Consider the following 17,417-nt stretch of genomic DNA (forward strand, 5'->3'; position numbering starts at 1 on the left):
TTGCCTCAAAGGGCCGTCGCTTGTATAGAGCCCGCTCGATTTCGCCGGAGCCCGCCGCCATGAAGGCCGACATTCACCCCGACTACCATGACATCACCGTCCAGATGACGGATGGCAGCACCTACAAGACCCGGTCGACCTATGGCAAGGCGGGCGAGACCCTGGTGCTGGAGATCGATCCCAAGGTGCACCCGGCCTGGACCGGCGGCCCGCAGCGCCTCAACGAGAGCGGCGGCCAGGTGGCCAAGTTCAACAAGCGCTTCGCCGGCATCAGCCTGCCCAAGAAGAAGTAGCGGCAGGCGAGCGCGAGGCGCCGGCGGGCGCCGCCCGCCTCAAGTTCCCAACCGACAATCTGAAGGATGAGGACGGCGCACGCCTGGCCGGGCAGGCCGGCCGGCGCGCGCCGTCGGCGGAGCCGTCCCCCGATAGCTCCGCCGTAAGGTTCTCTCCGTCGCCTAAATCGCGGCGCCGGTCAAGATCCTGCCACCGCCGCATTGCCCATCTGGGCACTGGCGAGCGACGAGGCGGTCAGCGACGACAGCGCCACCGGCAAGGTCACCCGCGGCGAGCGGGCCTGAGCATCGAGCCGGGCCAGCCGGCGATAGAGCTGGTCGCTCTCGTCCAACAGCTGCAGCAGCATGGTGGGCAGGCGTTCGCGGTCGACCGACGGCGCCGCCAGGCAGACTTCCACCTTCTCCAGCTCAGGCGCCTCGTTGGTGGCCTCGACCTGCGGCATCTCGCCCTCTTCGGCGGCGCGCTGCAGCAGCAGCCAGGCCATCATGTGGGTCAGGCGCGCGGTCAGGCGCACGGTCTCCAGCGCATGGGCGAGACGATCGGCCTGCGGCAGCTGAGCCACCTCGGTCGACGCGATCTCGCTAATATAGAGACGCGCGCGCCACAGAAGGTCGATCGCCTCCCGGTAGGTCCGGCGCAGGAACAGACCCGAGCTGCCGATCAACACGTCCTGTTCGAGATCCATCACCGCGTCCTCCAGCCCCGTTAACCCCTTGACGCACCACCGGCAATCGCGTTGCACCGTCTTTTTGTCATAAGCAAGCGCCGGGCCAACAGGGTCAAGCCCTTGACGGAAAAAGGCAAGCAAAACAAGGGTTAACGAGCAATCCGTAAATTTGTCAGTTTCGTTGACACTCGCATCCGGCGGAGGCGGCCCTTGAACGCGCGCCGACCGCTCTTACATGCAGGCTCGACCGCAACGCCGCCTCGGCGGGTTGCGGAACATCCGGTGGCCCCGGCCGATGGCGGGGCGGCGCCGATGGGTTAATCGCTCACGCAAGAGGATTCCGACCATGCGAACCTTCGACCTTTCTCCCCTGCTCCGCTCCTCGATCGGCTTCGACCGTTTCGGCCAGCTGTTCGACACCGTGAACCGCCTGGAAGACGCGGCGAACGGCTATCCGCCCTACAACATCGAGAAGCAGGGCGACGACAAGTACCGCGTGACGCTCGCGGTCGCCGGCTTCGGCGAGGACGAGCTTTCGATCGTGCAGCACGAGAGCACGCTGATCGTCAGCGGCAAGGCCAGCGAGCAGGGCAACGGCGACGGCCATAGCTACCTGCATCGCGGCATCGCCCGCCGCGCCTTCGAACGCCGCTTCCAGCTCGCCGATTACGTGAAGGTGGTCGGCGCCGCGCTCGACAACGGCCTGCTGCATGTCGACCTGCAGCGCGTCGTGCCGGAGGCGATGAAGCCGCGCAAGATCGAGATCGGCAAGACCAGCCAGCCGGCGCCGAAGGTGATCGACGCCAAGGCCGCGTAAAGCGTCGCGGCAGCAACCAGGGCAAGGCCCCTGCATCAGCAGGGGCCTTGTCTATTTTCTCCCCTGCCGAACCTGCGATCAACGGTCGCTAGTTATCGCGCAAGCTTGACCATTGCGGCATGACCGCGGCAGATTTCGGCGCCGGCCGGTGGCCGGATCGTGACGCGAGGGGGAGTTCGTGGACATGCTTTGGTGCCTGCGCGCGGTCGGCGCCGCCGCGCTCATTCTGTTTGCGGGTTGCTCGGTGCCCCGCGTCGAGGCCACCCAGGGATCGCTCGGCAAGATCGGCACGCTCGCCGTCATCATCCCGCCGGAGCCGAAGACGATCGGCGTCGCCGATTTCGGCCATCCCGGCATGGCCTTCGGACTGATCGGCGGCATGGCGGCCTCGGCCGACATGAAGGCCAAGCAGGACCGCGTCACCGCGGCGCTCAAGTCCGAGAAGCTCGAACTGTCGCCGTTGCTGGTCGATCGGGTGGTGGCCGGCCTTGCAGCCGGCGGCTACAAGGCGCGCGCCGAAACCGGGCCATGGCGCGAAATCGATGGCAAGCTTCAATTGCGATATGAGGAGATTCAGTCGGACGCCGATGCGGTGCTGGTTCTTGTCCCGAACCCGGCCTTCATGTCGCCCAACCTCGCTTCGGATTTCCTGCCGACCATGCTGGTGACGGCGGTGCTGCTCGACAAGGACCGCAAGACCCAGCTCTATCGCGGCTTTCACGCGAGTGGCTGGAAGCCGACCGGCGATGGCTGGCGCCACACGCCGGCCAAGGTGACGTTTCCGACCTTCGACGCCGTGATGCAATCGCCGCCGGCGACCGCGATCGCGCTGAAGGACGGCACCGACGCCGTGGCGGCGACCGTGGTGGCCGATCTGCGCCGATAGACGCGAGACGGGCTGCGCTGCGCCGCGCCTGCTATTCTCCCGGTCCGTAAACGGGAGGAAGCGATGGCGGCGGACGCGGCCCTGCTCGAACAGGCGAAGCGGGTTCTCTACACGGCGGTGTTGTCCGACGTGCTGGACGGGCTTGGGCACCGCCACCAGGCGATGCGGCCGAGCGTGCGGCCGCTCGACGACACGCTCATGCTGTTCGGCCGCGCCCGCACCGGGATCTACATGGACGTCTATCACGTCGATCCCGCGGTCAACCCCTACGAGCTCGAGATCAGGCTGATCGACGACCTGAAGCCGGGCGAGGTGGCGGTGCTCGCCTGCGGCACGAGCGGGCGCATCGCGCCCTGGGGCGAGCTGCTCACCACCGCCTCGCGGGCGCGCGGCGCCGCCGGCTGCGTCACCGACGGGCTCTGCCGCGACCTGCGGCTGATCCGCGAGATGCGCTTTCCGGTGTTCTGCGGCGGCATCGGCCCGCTCGATTCCAAGGGCCGCGGCATGGTGATGGCGATCGACGTGCCGGTGGAGACCGGCGGCGTGCACGTCGCGCCGGGCGACCTCGTGGTTGGCGATGTCGACGGCGTGATCGTGGTGCCCAAGGCGGTGGAGGTGGAGGCGCTCCGCCTCGCCATCGAGAAAGTCGCCGCCGAGGACACCACGCGGAAGGAGCTCGAAGCCGGCGCGCTGCTCGCCGACGTGTTCAAGCGGCACGGCGTGCTGTGAGCGCGGCCTGCACCATCGTGCCGCTGGCGGCGCGGCCGGATCTCGTGCCGCTGGTCGCCGAATGGGGCCATGCCACCTGGGGCCATCTCGCGCCCGGCGACACCGCGGCGAAGCGGGCCGGGCGGCTCAAGCGGCATCTGCAGGTCGATGCGGTGCCAAGCACCATCGTGGCGCTCGACGCGGCCGGCGTGCCGGTCGGCTCCGCGGGCCTGCTCGCGCATGACATCGACGGCGATCCGCGCGGGCCCTGGCTCGCCAGCGTCTACGTCGTGCCGGAGCGGCGCGGCGAGGGCTTCGGCAAGGCGGTGGTCGGCGCGATCGAGGCATCGGCCGCGCACGCCGGCATCGCCCTGCTCTATCTCTTCACGCCCGACAAGATGAGCTTCTACGCCAGCCTCGGCTGGACCGCGATCGAAGCCCGCGACTACCGCGGCGAGCACATCACGGTGATGACGAAGCGGTTGGGTTAGTTCGATGCCGCGGAAACGGGCCGATCGCTGATCCGGCGATCTCGCGTTCAATGATTCGCGTGAGCGAGGCAAATTCGCGATGCGTCTTCTGGTCCCGCGGCAGGACCAGCGTGAACTGGAGAAGTGCCAGCTCCGTATCGCGAGGCTCCAGCAGCATCCATCGCAGCAAGACGAAGGCCCCGTCCTTCTCCGTGCCCGGTTGCTCTTCATGGAAGAGCAGCCTCCCCGGCATCTCGGTCGGGCGCGGCACAGCGCCTCGCCGGCTGAAGACCTGTTTGTACCGCTCCAACAGCTGCTCTCTGGCTCCCTCATATAGATCGTACTGGATCCAGAAAGTGCCCGTATTCGGTTCATCCTCGCAGGCGATCCACATGCCGTCAGGCGAAGAATATTCGTCGTACCAGCGCGCCGGCACATTCAGTTCGATGAAGCCGAAGGCGCGCATCGGCCGCACGCGATCGAAGCCGAAACCCCGGTCGAGCGAGCCGACCAGGCGCGGGTCGCTGGGCGGCGCACGGCGGAACTGCTGTCCGAACAATTCCTCCAGGATCGCGGTATCCGCGCTGTGCCAGAACCGGTCGCGGACATAGAGCGACAGCCATGCTTCGACGATCACACCATCCAGGCGCAGAAGCTGGGGCCAGTGCCAGGCGCTGAACCCGTCTCGGTCCGACTTTGCCACCGGCACCTGGAGCGCAACCATGCGCCTGACGTCGAGCTCGGCGAACGTCTCTTTCATATTTTTGCCGGTCAGCGCTTGCATGATCTCTGCCGCCCGCGACCTGATGGTCTCACGCCAGTCGCTGCCCGCCGGCAGCAGCCGCATTCTGCGCTCGAGACCGTAGTCGCGTTGCGCCGGCGCCGTCCAAGGCGCGCCGGTGTCGTCGCGTCCAGTGTCCCAGTCATGCGGAACCCGGAAGCGATAGCCGTCCAGGCTGATCGTCTTGAGCGGGCCCAGATGCGCCGCCAGCGTGTCGTAGTCTGGCGTGGAGCCCATATCCTCGACTGCCGGAACGCTGTTGCTTTGCTCCGCCATCGGCGATTCCCTTGCTTGTTCGAACGACGCTGGCGCGACCAAGGCGAACATTGCCACCAGCCACCACGCCGCGTGCCGAATCGTCATTGATAATCTCTACGGTCGGCGGGCCGGTGCCGTGTCGTTCGGCCGCTTACCGGTCTCGATCGTCGCTTCCTTCTCCGCCGGCGGGCGGCCGATGCGCATGCGGTGGAGCTGCTCGTCGACGATCTGCACCAGTTCCTTGAACTCCGGCCGGTCGGCGTCGCTCTCCGCCATGAAGAGGTCGACGATCAGGATCATCGCCCGGTCTTCCGTGCCGTCGGAAATCATCCACTGCACGCGGCGGCGGTCGTCGCTCTTGTTCTCGCGCCGATAGGGCGCATCCATCTTGCGGTAGACGGCACCGCCGCGGTCATGGTGACGGATGACGATGTGATAGCCGATCCAGAGCTCGGGCGAGCCGGGCCGCGGATCGTAGTAGCCGACCACGTCGCCATCGTTCTCCTGTCGCCAGGTGCTCGGCACGCGCAAGGCCATGAAGCCGAACGGCGTCACCGGTCGGAGCGAACGGAAGTCGTAACGGTCTTCGGACCGCGGCGGCGGCAGTCGATCGATCACCGATGGTGGCGGTGCGAGGCTGCCGCGCAGGAGCTGTTCGCGGAACAGCCTGACGATCTCGACCGTCACCGCCGGCTCGCGCGCCTGCGGACGCACCTCGATCTGGAATCCGGAGACATGCGCGTCGCGCGGATCGGTCCAGAACTGGACCACGCTGTGCGTAAGGGCGCCGGCGACACGGCCGCCCACCGGGACTGTGGCCTCGATCAGCAGGGTACCGCCGCGCTCCGCGACCCGCAGGTCTCGGGCGGAGCGGTCCTCCAGCAGCCGCCGGATCGGATCGACCAGGCTCTTCCGCCCGGCAGCGGGATCGCCTCCATGAGCGACGGCGATCTGGGTGAGCTCGACCATGTAGTTCCGGTCGGCCGAGCCGAGCCGCAGCTGATCCTTCGCGTCGCGCCAGACACGCCAGCCGGCGGGCACGATCAGCGACGGCGGATCGGCGCTGGCGCGGTCCTTGATCTCGAGCCGTTCGAGCCGGAAGGCGGTCGAGCTGAATCCGTCGAGCTCATAGGGCTGCGCCTTCGCGGCGACCGCGCTCGTCAGCGCCAGTATGCCGAGGGCGAGCCACGCCGCCTTCATGCCCGGCCTCGCTTCGCCGATGGGCGCCCGATCTCGCGGGTCGCTTCCGCCTCGGGCGGCGGCAGGCCGATCTTCATGCGGCGCACCTGCTCGTCGAGGATCAGGATCAGCTCCTGGAACTCGGGGTCGTCCGCCTGCCCCTCGTCGAGCATCAGATCGATCAGCACGATCATCGACCGGTCGGCCGTGGTGTCCTTGACCATCCATTGCAAGCGCTCGATCTCGGGGTCCTTGCTCTGCCGCCAATAGCGGTCGACCTCGCGCGACGGCGTCAGGCCCGAGCCATGATCGCGGATGACGACGTGGTAGGAGATCCAGAGCGCGCCCGAGCGCTGGTCCGGGTCGTAGTAGCCCTGCGCCCCGCCGCTCTCATGCGCGCGCCAATGGCGCGGCACGCCGATGCTCATGAAGCCGTGCGGCTGCACATGGTGGAGGTCGCGGAAGTCGAAGCGGTACGCCGCCGGCGTCGGCGGCAGCTTGTCCAGGACCGATGCCGCGGCCCAGAAGCGGCCGCGAAGGATCTGCGCCCGCAGCAGATCGACGATGTCGGCGGTTTCTGGCCGATCCCAGATTTCGGGCCGCGTGATCAGATGGTAGCCGACCAGATAGAGCTTGCCGTCTTCCGGCCAGATGCGGAACAGGTTGCGGATTCGCACCTGGCGCCCGTCATAGGTAGTGTCCTGCGCGCTCTCGAAGATGGTGTGATCCTCGTGGCGATAGCTGCGCGGACGGGGAAGGCCGGCGCCGATCGAGGCCTCGCGGCGCAGCTCGCCGAGCAGTCCGCGCAAGGTGGCGGCTTCGTCGGCACCGATCGGCCGGAAGCCCCCCGACCGCTGCAGGATGTAATTCTCGTCCGGATCGGCGAGCCAGATATTGTCGCCCTGCGTCAGGCCACTCCGCCAATCGGCCGGCACGACGAACGAGCCGATGGTGGTGCCTGTGCGGTCGTCGATCTCGACTCGCTTCAGCTCGAAAAAGCGGGATTGATAGCCTTCGAATTCGTACATCGGCTTCGCCTCCTCCGCGCGGCCGACCAGCAGGGTGAAGATCAGAAGGAAGGTGCGAACCGCCTCGACGAAGAGTTCGAGCGAGAGCATTTCCGGCCTCCGCTCACGCGCGCCGCCGCGGCTCGGCGCAGGCCTCGGCGCTCGCCGGCGGCATGCCGATGCGCATGCGGCGCACCTCGTCGTTGACGATGCCGACCAGCTCGCGGAATTCCGGCGTGTCGGCGCGTTCGGCATCCATCACCAGATCGACGATCGCCCACATCGCGCGGTCGTGCGTGCTGTCGGACACCATCCACTTGATGCGGCGGAGGCGAACGCCGCGGTCTTCCTCTTCGCGCGCGGTCATGTCGACCTTGCGATGTAGCTCACCGCCGTTGTTCGGGAAGCGGAGGATCACCACGTAGTTGACGAACAGCGTCAGCGCCGCCTCGTCGGGATCGAAATAGGCGACATGGCCTTCGTCGTCCTCTTCCGACTCCCAGTATTCGGGCACGCGGAGCTGCATGAAGCCGTAGGGCTCGACTGGCTTCAGGTCGCGGAAATTGAAGCGGCTGTCCGGCTTCGGCGGCGGCAGGCGATCGACCAGGGGCAGGTCGGCGGGCGGCTCGGCCCGCAGGATCTGCGGGCGGAAGAGGTCGATCAGGTCCTGCGTCCTCGGCCGATCGGCCAGGCGCGATCCGTATTCGAGACCGAGCTGGCCGACGAAGTAGACGTCGTCGCGCGACCACAATCGGAACAGGCGGAAGACGTGGAAGCCGTCGCCCGTGTCGCTCGCGGCCTCGATCAGGGCGCGGTCGCCCTCGCGCATCGTCGCGACCGGCTGGGCGAGGCCCTGTTCCTCCACTCCTGCGACGATGCTTTCGACCAATCCGTCACGCTGACGTACCGGGTCGCGGCGAAGCGGGAAGACGTCGAAGGTGATCTGAACCCGGTAATCGCCATCCGGATCGGCGATCCAGATCAGGTCGCGATGGCTGAGTTCGCCGCGCCAATGGTCCGGCGCATAGATCGGATCGCGCCGGCCTGTCGAGCGATCGAGCACCTCGAACCGCTTCAGCGGGAAAAACCGCGTCCGATTTCCGTCCAGCTCGTGCATCATCCCTGCCTCGCGCTTAGAACGAACAAGGAACATACTGATCGACGCGGCCCGATCAACTACCAATTCGTGCATTAACTATCTTTGATGCACGAATCCGCCCGCCGTACCGGCAAGAGCGTACTATATAGAGAATATAAATTAAATAACTCTCATTGCGGGTATCGCGGAGTTGCGACTGGCCGGCCCGCGGGGCATGCCTATGCTCCCCGCCAGCACCCGCCCGGAGCTTTCGCCCTGTATCCCTGGCTTGACCGCACCGGTCGCTTTTCCGCCCTGAAAGCCCTGACCTTCGCGCTCGTCCTGGCGCCGGGTCTATGGCTGGTCGCGCAAGGCCTGGTCGAAGGGTTCGGCGCCGAGCCGATCAAGACGGCGCTGCGCAATCTCGGCGACTGGACGGTGCGCTTCCTGCTGCTCGCCCTGCTCGTCACCCCACTGCGCCAGATCGGGCGCTGGCCGCGCCTGATGCTGGTGCGGCGCATGCTGGGCGTCACCGCCTTCGCCTATGCGGCGGTGCATTTCACGCTCTACATCGCCGATCAGAGCTTCAATCTCGCCGTGGTCGCGCGCGAGATCTGGCTCCGCGTCTATCTCACCATCGGCTTCGTCGCGCTGGCCGGCCTGACGGTGCTGGCGGCGACCTCGACCGACCGCATGGTGCGGCGGCTCGGCGGCCGGCGCTGGCAACGCCTGCACCGCGCCGCCTATCCGCTCGCCGCCCTCGCGCTGATCCACTTCCTGCTGCAGAGCAGCAAGTCGGGCATCGACGAGGCCGTGCTGATGTCGGGCTGCTACATCTGGCTGATGGGCCATCGCCTGATGCAGGCGGGCTTCGCCGCGCCGGGCCCGCTGCACCGCCTCGCCCTCGCCGGCCTTACCGCCTTGCTGACGGCCGCCGGCGAGGCCGCCTGGTACGGGCTCACCACCGGCATCGATCCCTGGCGCGTGGCCGCGGCCAATCTCGACCCGCTCGGCATGCTGCGCCCGGCCTGGTGGGTGCTGGCGGCGGGCATCGTCATGGTGGCAATCGACATCGCCCGCGCGACACAGCGCCGCCGCGCGCTGCAGCCCGCGACCTAGCCGGGCGGCGCCCAGTCGAGCTCGAAAGCTTCGCCGCGTCCTCTGATATAGGCCGCATGCGGCGCGCCGAAATGCGCCGGCAGCATCAGGCTCCGCGTCTCCGCGCAATGCCCGAGCAGGGCATGGCGCGTCGCGCGCGATTGCACCGGATCCTCGCAGGAGCTGGCACTCCACTGCCAGAGGGGCACCTGCAACGGGCTGTGCAGCGCGTCGCCGGCGAATACCGCGCGCTTGTCCGCGGAGGCGAGATCGATGCGGAAATGCCCGGGCGTGTGGCCCGGCGCGGCGACGACCCGGAGCGCCGCGTCGCATTCATGCCCGTCCTCCACCATGGCGACGCGACCCGACTCCATCACCGGCAGGATCGAATCCGCATAGGCCTGGCGGCGGAATTCGGACGCGTCCGGCGCGCCGGCGCGGGCATGCCAGAGATCGTGATCGATGCGCGACATCACGTAGGTCGCATTGGGGAAAGTCGGCACCCAGCGCCCGTCCTTCGCTTGCGTGTTCCAGCCGATGTGATCGACATGCAGATGCGTGCACATGACGACGTCGATCATGTCAGGTGTCACGCCGGCGGCGGCAAGCCGCTGCAGAAAGGGCCGGTCCTGCAGATGAAAGTCCGGCATGCCGGGACGCTCTTTGCCGTTGCCGCCGCAGGCATCGATCAGGATGCGATGCCGCGGCGTCTCGACCAACCAGCTGTGAATGCTGAAGCGGATCTGGTCGCGCGCCGCATCGTAGTGGTGCGGCGCGAGCCAGTCCGCATGGCGGGCGAACTCCTCCGGATCGAAATCGGGGAAGAAGCGCGACGGCGGATCGGCGGACCAGATGAACTCCTCGATCCGGGTGACGCGCACATCGCCGATCTGCCAGACCTGCACGAGTTACCCCCGATCCCAGTCGAGCTCGAAGGCGTCGCCCTTGGCCTTGATATAGGCCGCGTGCGGCGGGGCGAAATGCGCCGGCATGAGCAGCGCGCGCGTCTCGGCGCAATGCGCCAGCAGCTCGCCGCGCGTCCTGCGCGCCTGCGCCGGGTCCTCGCAGAACCGGCTGTTCCATTGCCAGAGCGGCACCTGCACCGGATTGTGCAGCGCATCGCCCGAGAACACGGCGCGCCGGTCCTTCGACGCGAGGTCGACCCGGATATGGCCGGGCGTGTGGCCCGGTGTCGGCCGCACGGTGAGGCAGGCATCGCACTGGTGCCCGTCGGCGACGAACTCGGCCTTGCCCGCCTCCACCACCGGCAGGACGGAATCGTTGTAGGTGTTGACCTGATAGGCGGCCGTCTCCGGCCGCTTCGCCTCGGCCGCCCAGTGGTCGTGGTCGGTGCGCGACATCACGTAGCGCGCGTTCGGGAAGGTCGGCACCCAGCGGCCGTCCTGAAGCCGGGTGTTCCAGCCGACATGATCGACATGCAGATGCGTGCACATCACGAAGTCGACCTGTTCCGGCGCCACGCCGGCCGCCTGCAGCCGGTCGAGATAGGGCGTGTCCAGCATGTCGAAGCGCGGCATGGCGGGACGCGGCTTGTGGTTGCCGCTGCAGGCATCGATCAGGATGGTGTGGTGCGGCGTCCGCACCAGCCAGGAATGGATCGATGCGATCAGCTTGCCGCTCTCCGGCTGGTAGTAGGTCGGCGCCAGCCAATGCTCGTGTGACTTGAAGGTCTCCGCATCGAATTCCGGAAAGAAATCCTTGGCCGGGAAGCCCGGGCCCATGATCTCCTCGATACGCGTGACGCGCACATCCCCGATCAGCCGTTCCTGCATGCTCACCCCTCCTCTGACCGCGCTATGATGCGGCCAAGATCACGCCAAGGGGAAGTCTGATGGAAATCCGCAATCTCGGCCGCTCCGGCCTGCGCGTCTCGGCCGTCGGCCTTGGCTGCAACAATTTCGGCATGCGCTGCGATCTGGAAGCCTCGCGCAAGGTGATCGACAAGGCGATCGATCTTGGCATCACCCTGTTCGACACCGCGGATGCCTATGGCAACCAGGGCGGATCGGAAGAGATCATCGGCCAGGTGCTGGGCGCCCGCCGCAAGGACATCGTGCTGGCGACCAAGTTCGCCCTGCCGATGGACAAGGCCGAGGTGCTCAAAGGCGCGTCCCGCCGCTACATCATGAGCGCCGTGGAAGCGAGCCTGAAGCGGCTCAAGACCGACTGGATCGACCTCTACCAGCAGCACCGCCCGGATCCCCTCACCCCGATCGAGGAGACCTTGCGCGCCCTCGACGACCTCGTGGCCCAGGGCAAGGTCCGCTATATCGGCTGCTCCAACCTGGTGTCGTGGCAGGTGGTGGAGGCGCAGTGGACCTCGAAGGAGCGCAACCTGGAGCGCTATGTCTCCTGCCAGGACGAATACAGCCTCCTGGTGCGCGACATCGAGAAGGAGCTGATCCCGGCGATGCAGGCCTATGACCTCGGCCTGCTGCCCTTCTTCCCGCTGGCGAGCGGCCTCCTCACCGGCAAGTACAAGCGCAACGCGCCGCTGCCGCCGGGCGCCCGCCTCACCACCACCCAGCGCCTCGCCGACCGCTACATGACCGACGCCAATTGGCCGATCGTCGAAAAGCTTGCCGATTTCGCCGCCTCGCGCGGCAAGTCGATGCTGGAGCTTGCCTTCTCCTGGCTCGCCTGCCGGCCGCAGGTATCGAGCGTGATCGCCGGCGCGACCAGGCCGGAGCAGCTCGAGGAGAACGTGAAGGCGGCGGGCTGGAAGATCAGCCCGGAGGACATGGCGGCGATCGACAAGATCACCGCCAAGGGTTGAGCTCCGGGCCCCGCGGCGTCACGCCGCCATGGCGGTGTGACGCCCAGGCTCGTCGTAGTGTGGAGCGGGCGCTCACACGATCTGGTTCTTCAGCGCCGTCTCGCCGCGCCAGAGCCGCCCGAGATTGTCCAGCAGGATGTCGAGCACATTGTCCTCGTAGGCGCGGGTCTCGCCGCCGGTATGCGGGGTGACGAAGGCGTTCGGCAGGTCCCAGAGCGACGATGACGACGCGAGCGGCTCCTCGCGCGTCACATCGATGCCGGCGCCGGCGATGCGGTTCGCCTTGAGCGCCGCGACCAGCGCCGCCTCGTCCACCACGCGGCCGCGCGCGACGTTGACGAGATAGGAAGACGGCTTCATCAGGCCGATCGCCTCGGCGCTCATCAGGCCCTCGGTTTCCGGCGTCAGCGCGCAGGTGAGCGCCACCACATCGGCCTTGGGCAGGCAGGCCTTGAGCTGGCTCATCGCCAGCACCTCGTCGCAGGCATCGCCGCCGGAGGCGGGATCGCGGCGCAGACCGATCACCTTCATGTCGAAGGCCTTGGCCAACTGGGCGAGGCGGCCGCCGATGCGGCCGAGACCGACGACGAGCAGGGTCTTGCCGCCGAGCTCGTCCTCGCGGATCGACAGGTCGCCGATCATGCCGCGCCAGACATGCTTGGCCTGGTTGTCGCGCGCTTCCGGCAGGCGGCGGGCCAGCGCCAGGACCAGCGCGATCGCGTGCTCCGCCACGGCGCGCGCGTTGACGCCCTGGGCGCTCGCCAGCCGGATGCCGGCCTTGGCGAGCTCGGGCTTGCCGTACTGATCCACGCCGGCCGAGATCGACTGGATGAATTTGAGCTTCTTCGCCATCGGGATCAGCTCGTTGCGCCAGAGGCCGGAGACCAGCAGCACATCGGCCTCGCCGATCCGCTTTTCGAGATCTTCCCTGGTCCGGACTTCGAAGCTTCTCAGGCCGGTGCCACGCGGCTCCAGCCGGTCCTTCATCCGGTAGGCGGCATGGGCAAAGCAGATGGTGAGCTGTTCCTTCGGCGGCAGCATGAATTGTCCCCTTGTTCGGCTGCCGCCGATCCTACCCGACGCCGAACGGTGCCGCAGCGCCCGCGTGGGCTATGGATAAAGCTGGCCGCGGATCTCGCCCGCCTTATTCTGGTCCGTATGCACGTTGATGTAGTAGCGGCCGGCGAGCAGGGCGGTGACCTGCGCCTCGGTCAGCTCGGCCGAGCCGGCGAGCGGGGTCTTCATGCCCTGCGGCGCGAGGTTGATGACGACGCCGGCATTCTCGACCGGCGTCGCCGGGCCATGGATATGCGCCGCCGTGGCGGGACCGGTGAGGCCGCGCCAGGTGATGGTCCAGGTGAGCTTGCGGGTCGTGGTGTCCAGGATGAGGCTGGCGGTGCCCTGGCCCTGGCTGACGGCGGCGGGCACCTCCTGGGTGGGATTGAGGGCAGCGCTGAACCGGCGGACCTCCGCCTCGGCGGAAGCGGCGGCAAGCGAAGCGAGCAAGGCGGCAATGGCGAGACTGTGACGAAGCGGCATGGTCATCCTCCTTCGTTGGCGCGCGTCCCCCATCGCGCGGTGCGGTATGATCTTAACGCATTCCGGCGGCGACGACGATTTCGTGGCGCGGTCGGCCGCGCTTGCGCTATCTTCCGCGCCGGCCAGCGGGCGGGGCCGCCGCGTGACGAGAGCCATTCCCATGTCGCAGACCCGCCAGATTCCCGAGCGCAAAGCTGCCACCCGCGCTGCCCGAACCCCGCCCCGCCGAAATCGCAAACGCCGCAGCGCCTTCGGCCGCCGCATCGATCGCTGGCGCCGAGGTCTGCGCCGCGCCCGGCGCCGGTTCGCATCGGCGCCGCGCATCGTGCGCTTTGGCGTCTATGCGGCGCTCGCCGCCTTCGCCCTCGTGCTGCTCGCCGGCGCCAACCTCGCCTATCAGGTGGCGCGCAAGCCGACCGAGATGTTCTGGCCGGTCGCCGGCGTGCTGCACAAGCGACCGGCCGAGACCTGGGCCGCCTATGGCCCGCTCTTCCGCACGCACGCGACGGCGACGATCACGCCGGAGCTGCTCGCCGCGCTGGCGCAGATCGAGAGCACCGGCAACCCGGTGGCGCGCACCTATTGGCGCTGGCGCGCGAGCTGGAACCCGCTCGAGATCTACGCGCCGGCCTCGAGCGCCGTCGGCATGTTCCAGATGACCGACGCCGCCTTCGAGGAGGCGCGGCGCTACTGCGTGCACCGGAACGTCGTGGTGGAGAAAGGGTGCTTCGCCAACGCGCTCTACACCCGCGTGCTGCCGAGCCACGCGATCGAGCTCGCCAGCGTCTATCTCGACCGCCACGTCGCCGCCGTGCTGCGCGGCCGGCCGGCAACGACGCAGCAGAAGCAGACGCTCGCCGCCCTGATCCACCTCTGCGGCCCCGGCGCCGCCCGCCGGCAGATGCGCAGCGGCATCACCTTCGCGGCGGAGGTGCGCTGCGGCGACCACAGCGCGGCGGGTTACCTTGCCAAGGTGGAGGCGATGAGGCGGGAATTTGCGAAGATGGCGGCGGCAGAGAAGAGTTAGCTCCTCCCCCGGCGAAGACGGGGGAGGCTGGGTGGGGGTTTTTTTGGCCACCCGCAGCGCAGCCGAAAACCCCACCCCGACCCTCCCCGCCTGTCGTCGGGGAGGGAGATCAGACCGCTACTTGGTTACGATTCAAGATCGTGACCGCACTTGGAGCAAACGCGAGGCGACCAGAAAATAAACCGGCGACCAGCAATCGCAGTGCGCGCGATCGATGTTTTGCAGTTCGGACATCGTAGCATCATCAGTACGGACCAGAGTCCAACGATAGCGACGATCATCCATTCGCCGTACTGAAAATCCCCCAGGCCGACAGCGCTCCACGTATCGACGTGGAATCCGGCGGGCAGAGTGATGAAGACCACCGCGATGATCCAAAACGACGGCATTGCCCAATTGTAGAAACTGCGCCTGTTCACGGACTGCCGCTCACCGCCGGAAGTTGATCACGCACCAGAGCCGCTACCCCAACACCTTCCCCGGATTCATGATGCCGTCCGGGTCGAGGCTCGCCTTCAGGCTCTTCATCAGCCGGAGCTCCACCGGCGCTTTGTAGCGGGTCATGTCGGCGAGCTTTTCGAAGCCGATGCCGTGTTCGGCGCTGAACGAGCCCTTGAGCTCCGCCACCAGGTCGAGCATGGCGTACTCCATCGGCTTGCCGTGCTTCTCCATGAAGTCGGGATGCGCCATGCCGGCCGGCGGGCGCACGGCGTAGTGCAGGTTGCCGTCGCCGAAATGGCCGAAGCCCCAGGCGCGCGCGCCGGGGCAGATCTTTTCCGCGATCTGCGGCGCGCGGGCGTAGAAATCGGGCAGCTTGGCGATCGGCACCGCCATGTCGAGATGCACGGCGCGGCCCTCGCGCCGGCTCGCCTCCGGCAGGCTTTCGCGGATATGCCAGAGCTTGTCGCGCTGCGCCTCCGATTGCGCGATGGTGGCGTCGGTCACCAGCCCGTCCTCGGCCGCCTTTTCCAGCAGCGCCTCGGTCAGCGCCGTCACGTCGACGCCCTCGGCGGCGAAGGTCGCGATCTCCATCAGCACGTAGAAGGGATACTTCGTCGCCAGCGGATCGGCCGCCTGCGGGATGTGGCGGAGATACATCTCGACCGCCTCGCGCGGGATGAACTCGAAGGTCTCGACCGAATCCCCCGACGCGGCGCGGGCGCGCGACAGCAGCTCCAGCGCCGCCGCCGCGCCGGGCACGGCGAGCCAGGTGGCGGCGATCTGGCGCGGCTTGGGATAGAGCTTCAGCACGGCGCCGGTGATGATGCCGAGCGTACCCTCGGCGCCCATGAACATGCCGCGCAGGTCGTAGCCGGTATTGTCCTTGCGCAACCGCTTGAGACCGTCCCACACCGTGCCGTCGGGCAGCACCACCTCGATGCCGAAGCAGAGGTCGCGCGCATTGCCATAGCGGAGCGTGTTGGTGCCGCCGGCATTGGTGGAGAGATTGCCGCCGATGGTGCAGCTGCCTTCCGCCGCGAGGCTGAGCGGGAAGTAGCGGTCGGCCGCATCGGCCGCCTTCTGCAGCTCCTCCAGCACGCAGCCGGCATCGACCGTCATCGTGTAGTTGACCGGATCGATCTCGCGGATCCGGTTCATCCGGTTCAATGACAGCAGGATGCCGCCGGTCGGCGTGGCGCCGCCGCAAAGCCCGGTATGGCCGCCCTGCGGCGTGATCGGCAGCTTGGCGTCGGCGCAGATCTTCACGACCGCCGCCACTTCCTCGGTGCCGGCCGGGCGCACCACCAGCGGCGAGCGGCCCTTATGGGTGACGATCCAGCCCTCGGTATAGGGCTTCATATCGGCCTCGGCCTCGATATAGCCCTTCGGCCCCACCACCCGCTTGATCGCCTCGATCGCTTCGTCCCTGCCCATCACTTTCTTCCTTTCTTATTCACCGCGGAGGACGCAGAGGGCGCGGAGGCACGCGGAGAAATTTGATGATCGCGCTTGGCGCGATCGAAACAAAATTCCGCGCAACTCTGCGCCCTCTGCATCCTCCGCGGTGAATATCACACCGCTTCCCGCAGAGCGTCGAGCGTCTCGTCGGGGCGCTCGGCCATCATGCTGTGGCCGCATTCCGGCAGCGTCACCGTCTCGCAGGAGGCGAACTTGGCGGCCAGCGCGCGCGCCGCGCGGGGCGGGGTCATCATGTCGCGCTCGCCGAGCAGCATCAGCACCGGGCAGGTGACCTTGGCGGCGGCGGCATAGCCCGTCGCCTCCGGGTAGCTGTTGACCGCGCTGAACGCCGCGTAGAGCGCGCCGGGCCGGCTCTGCTCGTTGAGGCGCATGCCGCCGCCGATGATGTTGAGGCCGGGCATGCGGGCGCCGCCGATATGGGTCTTGCGCGAATGCGCCCAGTCGTTGACCAGCTCATAGGCCTTGTGGTCGCCTTCGCGCGCAAGCGCGAGCAACTCGTCGTTCACCTTCATCGGGAGAGCGCTTCCCAGAAGCGCAAGGGCCCAGACGCGGTCCGGCGCCTGTGCCGCGGCTTCGAGCGCGACCAGGCTGCCGAGCGAATGGCCGACCAGCGCCGCCTTCTCCAGCCCCGCCGCGTCGAGGAAGCGGATCAGCCACTGGCCGAGCGCCGGCACGGAGGCCGGCATCTCGCCCTCCGAGCGGCCATTGCCCGGCAGGTCGATCGCCAGTACCGAGCGGCCGTGATAGGCGAACCACCGCGTCTGCAGCGCCCAGACCGTATGGTCGCCGGCGGCGCCGTGCACGAAGACGATGGTCGGCAGCTTCGGATCGAACGGCCGCCCGCCGGTCGCGGCATAGACCTTGCGGCCGTCCACGGTGAAGAACATGTGC

At 67.8% G+C, this 17,417-nt stretch carries 19 protein-coding genes; 8 read left to right on the forward strand and 11 right to left on the reverse strand.

Annotation, left to right across the window (positions count from 1 at the left end):
- The first annotated feature begins 59 nt into the window (after positions 1 to 59).
- Entirely contained in the window at positions 60 to 293 is a 234-nt protein-coding gene (gene rpmE / locus DT074_RS03480) for a 50S ribosomal protein L31 (protein ID WP_119418413.1), read from the forward strand.
- A 179-nt stretch (positions 294 to 472) separates the two neighbouring features.
- On the opposite strand, the gene DT074_RS03485 is transcribed toward rpmE, so the two are convergent.
- On the reverse strand, positions 473 to 979 hold the full coding sequence (locus tag DT074_RS03485; RefSeq protein ID WP_119418414.1) for a DUF1465 family protein: 507 nt from the start codon (positions 977 to 979) through the stop codon (positions 473 to 475).
- A gap of 328 nt (positions 980 to 1,307) precedes the next feature.
- On the opposite strand from DT074_RS03485, the gene DT074_RS03490 reads away from it, so the two are divergent.
- The 4 genes from DT074_RS03490 (at position 1,308) to DT074_RS03505 (ending at position 3,863) form a co-directional block, all read left to right on the forward strand.
- Positions 1,308 to 1,778: an Hsp20 family protein gene (locus tag DT074_RS03490; protein ID WP_119418415.1), complete on the forward strand. Its 471-nt coding sequence runs from the start codon at positions 1,308 to 1,310 to the stop codon at positions 1,776 to 1,778.
- A gap of 184 nt (positions 1,779 to 1,962) precedes the next feature.
- Entirely contained in the window at positions 1,963 to 2,664 is a 702-nt protein-coding gene (locus DT074_RS03495) for a hypothetical protein (RefSeq protein WP_119418416.1), read from the forward strand.
- 63 nt (positions 2,665 to 2,727) lie between these two features.
- On the forward strand, positions 2,728 to 3,393 hold the full coding sequence (locus tag DT074_RS03500) for an RraA family protein (protein WP_119418417.1): 666 nt from the start codon (positions 2,728 to 2,730) through the stop codon (positions 3,391 to 3,393).
- Positions 3,390 to 3,863 carry a GNAT family N-acetyltransferase gene (locus DT074_RS03505; RefSeq protein WP_119418418.1) on the forward strand — a complete coding sequence of 158 codons (474 nt, stop codon included), beginning with the start codon at positions 3,390 to 3,392 and terminating at the stop codon, positions 3,861 to 3,863. The genes DT074_RS03500 and DT074_RS03505 overlap by 4 nt, the downstream gene beginning before the upstream one ends.
- Here DT074_RS03505 and DT074_RS03510 read toward each other — a convergent pair.
- From DT074_RS03510 to DT074_RS03525, 4 genes are read right to left on the reverse strand one after another with little or no spacing between them, the layout of a single operon-like run.
- On the reverse strand, positions 3,835 to 4,986 hold the full coding sequence (locus DT074_RS03510) for a hypothetical protein (RefSeq protein WP_162914587.1): 1,152 nt from the start codon (positions 4,984 to 4,986) through the stop codon (positions 3,835 to 3,837). The two genes, DT074_RS03505 and DT074_RS03510, sit on opposite strands and share 29 nt — an antisense overlap.
- Positions 4,987 to 4,995: 9 nt before the next feature.
- Positions 4,996 to 6,081 (reverse strand): hypothetical protein, encoded by a 1,086-nt coding sequence (locus tag DT074_RS03515; RefSeq protein WP_119418420.1) that lies wholly within the window; start codon positions 6,079 to 6,081, stop codon positions 4,996 to 4,998.
- Entirely contained in the window at positions 6,078 to 7,178 is a 1,101-nt protein-coding gene (locus DT074_RS03520; RefSeq protein ID WP_119418421.1) for a hypothetical protein, read from the reverse strand. Before DT074_RS03520 ends, DT074_RS03515 begins: the two co-directional genes overlap by 4 nt.
- A gap of 13 nt (positions 7,179 to 7,191) precedes the next feature.
- Positions 7,192 to 8,184, reverse strand: coding sequence for a hypothetical protein (locus tag DT074_RS03525; protein WP_162914588.1), 993 nt, complete (start codon positions 8,182 to 8,184; stop codon positions 7,192 to 7,194).
- A gap of 87 nt (positions 8,185 to 8,271) precedes the next feature.
- Between DT074_RS03525 and DT074_RS03530 the strand changes: the two genes are divergently transcribed.
- On the forward strand, positions 8,272 to 9,264 hold the full coding sequence (locus tag DT074_RS03530) for a protein-methionine-sulfoxide reductase heme-binding subunit MsrQ (RefSeq protein WP_119418423.1): 993 nt from the start codon (positions 8,272 to 8,274) through the stop codon (positions 9,262 to 9,264).
- Here the strand turns inward: DT074_RS03530 and DT074_RS03535 are convergent.
- The gene (locus DT074_RS03535; protein WP_119418424.1) at positions 9,261 to 10,148 is read right to left on the reverse strand and encodes an MBL fold metallo-hydrolase; all 888 of its coding nucleotides are present in this window, start codon (positions 10,146 to 10,148) and stop codon (positions 9,261 to 9,263) included. The two genes, DT074_RS03530 and DT074_RS03535, sit on opposite strands and share 4 nt — an antisense overlap.
- A gap of 3 nt (positions 10,149 to 10,151) precedes the next feature.
- Positions 10,152 to 11,036, reverse strand: coding sequence for an MBL fold metallo-hydrolase (locus DT074_RS03540; protein WP_119418425.1), 885 nt, complete (start codon positions 11,034 to 11,036; stop codon positions 10,152 to 10,154).
- A 59-nt stretch (positions 11,037 to 11,095) separates the two neighbouring features.
- Here DT074_RS03540 and DT074_RS03545 point away from each other — a divergent pair, with 59 nt between their 5' ends.
- Positions 11,096 to 12,040, forward strand: coding sequence for an aldo/keto reductase (locus tag DT074_RS03545; RefSeq protein ID WP_119418426.1), 945 nt, complete (start codon positions 11,096 to 11,098; stop codon positions 12,038 to 12,040).
- A 72-nt stretch (positions 12,041 to 12,112) separates the two neighbouring features.
- Here the strand turns inward: DT074_RS03545 and DT074_RS03550 are convergent, their stop codons facing one another.
- Positions 12,113 to 13,081 carry a D-2-hydroxyacid dehydrogenase gene (locus tag DT074_RS03550; protein ID WP_119418427.1) on the reverse strand — a complete coding sequence of 323 codons (969 nt, stop codon included), beginning with the start codon at positions 13,079 to 13,081 and terminating at the stop codon, positions 12,113 to 12,115.
- A gap of 69 nt (positions 13,082 to 13,150) precedes the next feature.
- Positions 13,151 to 13,579 carry a CHRD domain-containing protein gene (locus DT074_RS03555; protein ID WP_119418480.1) on the reverse strand — a complete coding sequence of 143 codons (429 nt, stop codon included), beginning with the start codon at positions 13,577 to 13,579 and terminating at the stop codon, positions 13,151 to 13,153.
- Between the two features lie 160 nt (positions 13,580 to 13,739).
- Here DT074_RS03555 and DT074_RS03560 point away from each other — a divergent pair, with 160 nt between their 5' ends.
- Complete coding sequence (locus tag DT074_RS03560; RefSeq protein WP_119418428.1) at positions 13,740 to 14,606, forward strand: transglycosylase SLT domain-containing protein; 867 nt, start codon at positions 13,740 to 13,742, stop codon at positions 14,604 to 14,606.
- A 462-nt stretch (positions 14,607 to 15,068) separates the two neighbouring features.
- Here the strand turns inward: DT074_RS03560 and DT074_RS03570 are convergent, their stop codons facing one another.
- Together DT074_RS03570 and DT074_RS03575 are read right to left on the reverse strand one after the other, a co-directional pair.
- Positions 15,069 to 16,481, reverse strand: a complete 1,413-nt coding sequence (locus DT074_RS03570) for an FAD-binding oxidoreductase (protein WP_119418430.1) — start codon at positions 16,479 to 16,481, stop codon at positions 15,069 to 15,071.
- A gap of 137 nt (positions 16,482 to 16,618) precedes the next feature.
- The gene (locus DT074_RS03575) at positions 16,619 to 17,413 is read right to left on the reverse strand and encodes an alpha/beta fold hydrolase (protein ID WP_119418431.1); all 795 of its coding nucleotides are present in this window, start codon (positions 17,411 to 17,413) and stop codon (positions 16,619 to 16,621) included.
- Between the last annotated feature and the right edge of the window lie 4 nt (positions 17,414 to 17,417).

Source organism: Desertibaculum subflavum (genome assembly GCA_003576705.1).
Taxonomy (GTDB): Bacteria; Pseudomonadota; Alphaproteobacteria; order Ferrovibrionales; family Ferrovibrionaceae; genus Desertibaculum; species Desertibaculum subflavum.

Coding starts and splice junctions, on each gene's coding strand:
- DT074_RS03520 (WP_119418421.1), bottom strand. CDS start 7,178: ATGCTCTCGCTCGAACTCTTCGTCGAGGCGGTTCGCACCTTCCTTCTG.
- DT074_RS03525 (WP_162914588.1), bottom strand. CDS start 8,184: ATGCACGAGCTGGACGGAAATCGGACGCGGTTTTTCCCGCTGAAGCGG.
- DT074_RS03485 (WP_119418414.1), bottom strand. CDS start 979: ATGGATCTCGAACAGGACGTGTTGATCGGCAGCTCGGGTCTGTTCCTG.
- DT074_RS03560 (WP_119418428.1), top strand. CDS start 13,740: ATGTCGCAGACCCGCCAGATTCCCGAGCGCAAAGCTGCCACCCGCGCT.
- DT074_RS03500 (WP_119418417.1), top strand. CDS start 2,728: ATGGCGGCGGACGCGGCCCTGCTCGAACAGGCGAAGCGGGTTCTCTAC.
- DT074_RS03510 (WP_162914587.1), bottom strand. CDS start 4,986: ATGACGATTCGGCACGCGGCGTGGTGGCTGGTGGCAATGTTCGCCTTG.
- DT074_RS03530 (WP_119418423.1), top strand. CDS start 8,272: ATGCACGAATCCGCCCGCCGTACCGGCAAGAGCGTACTATATAGAGAA.
- DT074_RS03570 (WP_119418430.1), bottom strand. CDS start 16,481: ATGGGCAGGGACGAAGCGATCGAGGCGATCAAGCGGGTGGTGGGGCCG.
- DT074_RS03490 (WP_119418415.1), top strand. CDS start 1,308: ATGCGAACCTTCGACCTTTCTCCCCTGCTCCGCTCCTCGATCGGCTTC.
- DT074_RS03550 (WP_119418427.1), bottom strand. CDS start 13,081: ATGCTGCCGCCGAAGGAACAGCTCACCATCTGCTTTGCCCATGCCGCC.
- DT074_RS03575 (WP_119418431.1), bottom strand. CDS start 17,413: ATGTTCTTCACCGTGGACGGCCGCAAGGTCTATGCCGCGACCGGCGGG.
- DT074_RS03495 (WP_119418416.1), top strand. CDS start 1,963: ATGCTTTGGTGCCTGCGCGCGGTCGGCGCCGCCGCGCTCATTCTGTTT.
- DT074_RS03545 (WP_119418426.1), top strand. CDS start 11,096: ATGGAAATCCGCAATCTCGGCCGCTCCGGCCTGCGCGTCTCGGCCGTC.
- DT074_RS03515 (WP_119418420.1), bottom strand. CDS start 6,081: ATGAAGGCGGCGTGGCTCGCCCTCGGCATACTGGCGCTGACGAGCGCG.
- rpmE (WP_119418413.1), top strand. CDS start 60: ATGAAGGCCGACATTCACCCCGACTACCATGACATCACCGTCCAGATG.
- DT074_RS03540 (WP_119418425.1), bottom strand. CDS start 11,036: ATGCAGGAACGGCTGATCGGGGATGTGCGCGTCACGCGTATCGAGGAG.
- DT074_RS03555 (WP_119418480.1), bottom strand. CDS start 13,579: ATGCCGCTTCGTCACAGTCTCGCCATTGCCGCCTTGCTCGCTTCGCTT.